The organism is Kitasatospora humi, assembly GCF_020907985.1.
Classification (GTDB): Bacteria; Actinomycetota; Actinomycetes; order Streptomycetales; family Streptomycetaceae; genus Kitasatospora; species Kitasatospora humi.
This window is the reverse complement of record NZ_JAJJPA010000146.1, coordinates 1-1232: the sequence shown is the minus strand read 5'-3', so window position 1 is coordinate 1232 and position 1232 is coordinate 1. Positions and strand designations below refer to the sequence as shown.

The following is a 1232-nucleotide window of genomic DNA, read 5'->3' as shown; positions in this document are numbered from 1 at the left end:
CAGCCAGGTTCGGGCGGTGCGAACGGGCGCGAGGACAATCCGGTCGTACAGGCGTCGGATCTCGTTCACGGTCGGCGCTCGGAAGCCGGCTACTGAAGGAGTATTAGCCTGCTCCGGACGGCGGCCAGGAAGGCCATCGCGAGTATGCACACAGTGGTGTGCCGGTACCACGAGCACCACTTGCGGACCTCGTGCTCGTCCAGCCCGACCTGGCCCTTGGCCACTTGGAACGACTCCTCGACCATCCACCGCCGCCCGGCGGCCGTGACGAGTTCGGCCCGGGTGACGTCCGGCTGGGCGTGACACAGGAAGTAGGCGACCTCGCGGATGAGTTGACCGGTCTTCTTGTCCTTCTTGTTGGGCACGGTGGAGCGGCGGATCAGCAGATGGCGCTCCAAACCCTGGATGGTCGGCGCGAGTTGGACGGATGCCCAGTCGTAGTCGCGCGGGCCCTTGGCGCCGTCGGCGCACGCGCGGCGCTCGAACGCCTCCTCGGGCACGAGCGCGCGCAGCTCGCGGGCCTGGCGGGTGCGGCCGTCCGGCAGGGGCAGGGCCTCGTCCTTCGGGATGGCCAGCACGTAGCGGACGCGGTGGTCTTCCAACCAGGCGCGAAGGGCGCGGGACTGCCCGTAGACCTCATCGGCCAGGAAGTAGGAGAACGGCACCCCGGCCGCCAGAGCGCGTTCCAGCATGCGCCGGGCGAGTTCCGGCTTGGTGGCCACGGAGTTCGCGCGTTCGGGTGGGATGCCCTGCTCGGCGCAGCGCTGTTCGTGGTCGGCGGTGGTGCCTGCCCAGGCCTTGCCGAGGTAGAGCTCGCGGTCGATCAGCGTGCGGCCCCGTCCCGATCCGTAGGACAGGTACACGCTGACCTGGGCGTTCTCGATCCTGCCCGCGGTGCCGGTGTACTGACGCTGCACGCCGGCGCTCTTGGTGCCCTTCTTGATGTCGCCGGTCTCGTCCGCGATCAGCACCGCGTCCTGTTCCGCCAGGACGGCGACCGCATAGGCGCGGACCCGGTCGCGCAACTCGTCCGCGTCCCACGCGGCCTTGGCCAGGAAGCCCTGCAGCCGGTCGGGGTTCGGGTGGCCCGCGAACTCCGCGAGCTGCCACAGGTTCTTGCGCGGCACCTCGCCCAGCAGCCCACGCACCATCGCTCGCAGGTTCTCCCGCGACGCCGGCCGCGCGAACACGTCGTCAACCGAGGCGCACAACGCCTCCAACTCCCCATCCAG

Annotated in this window: 1 protein-coding gene; it reads right to left on the bottom strand. The window is 70.0% G+C overall.

The window, feature by feature from the left end:
* Positions 1-89: 89 nt before the first annotated feature.
* Positions 90-1232, bottom strand: coding sequence for an IS701 family transposase (locus LN042_RS36785; RefSeq protein ID WP_372495892.1), 1143 nt, complete (start codon positions 1230-1232; stop codon positions 90-92).